General features: G+C 51.4%; 1 rRNA gene. It reads left to right on the forward strand.

The annotated features are described in order from the left end of the window. Positions 1–429 precede the first annotated feature (429 nt). Positions 430–687, forward strand: a 23S ribosomal RNA gene (locus tag ACQY6C_RS14850); the annotation flags it as partial.

Consider the following 687-nt stretch of genomic DNA (forward strand, 5'->3'; position numbering starts at 1 on the left):
CTGCTTTGCAAGCAGGAGGTCATCGGTTCGATCCCGTTCACCTCCACCAGTTTTTAAAAGCGCGCTAGCGCCGGTTAGAATAACCGCGCAGGCGAGCCATGAAATGGTGGGAACGGATGAGAAGGTGATGAAGTAGTCAAGTCTGCCATAAGGCAGTGCAGTTGTTTTAAACACTGCACGCCGGGTTGGCCGGCGGCGGCGTGCACTGAATATCGGAGATATTCAGAAAGCACGAAGAGGTTTGGGAGCTTACGGTTTCCAGTTTCGGCTGGAGAAGAGATATTTGACATTGTGAATAGGGAATATATGAGAACGGATCTTTCCGTTGTGATTTTTCGCAACGAAAGAACGTGATCGCGATAACTATCTGTATGCGTTTGGCAGGGTTTTACCCCTGCGCAAGACGCAGCACAGTTAGCTGAGGGATCTCTCAAGCATAAGAAGGGCATCTGGTGGATGCCTTGGCGTTAAGAGGCGATGAAAGACGTGGCACTCTGCGATAAGCTACGGTGAGCCGAGAGCAGGCTTTGACCCGTAGATTTCTGAATGGGGCAACCCCACCCAATAGGGTGATCGTATCGTGAATACATAGCGATATGAGGCGAACCCGGAGAACTGAAACATCTCAGTACCCGGAGGAAAGGACATCAACCGAGACTCCGCAAGTAGTGGCGAGCGAACGCTGAC

Origin of the sequence: Altererythrobacter sp. (genome assembly GCF_050299635.1) — a bacterium.
Classification (GTDB): Bacteria; Pseudomonadota; Alphaproteobacteria; order Sphingomonadales; family Sphingomonadaceae; genus Erythrobacter.